The 280-nt window shown below is 72.1% G+C and carries 1 pseudogene; it reads right to left on the reverse strand.

The annotated features are described in order from the left end of the window. Positions 1-82: 82 nt before the first annotated feature. Positions 83-280, reverse strand: a pseudogene (locus F0L68_RS43190) (hypothetical protein); the annotation flags it as partial.

Genomic DNA, 280 nt, shown 5'->3' on the forward strand with positions numbered 1-280 from the left:
GCAACCCGAACCCTCACCCCGCAACCCGAACCCTCACCCCGCGACCCCAACCCTTGCCCGCACCCCAACCCGAGGCCGACCATCAACTGCTGACCGCGCTCCTGGCGCCGAGCGCGACCAGGACCGCTCCGGTGACCCGGCTCATCGCGGTCTTGAACCACCCCGAACCGATGGTCCGCCGCGCAGCGGCCACCACGAACGTCCACACCGTCAGCCAACTCACCGCCACCGCGACATGGGCCACCGCGAGCACGGCGATCTGCCCGGCCACGCTGCCGCC

The organism is Solihabitans fulvus (genome assembly GCF_008386585.1).
GTDB classification, from domain to species: Bacteria; Actinomycetota; Actinomycetes; order Mycobacteriales; family Pseudonocardiaceae; genus Solihabitans; species Solihabitans fulvus.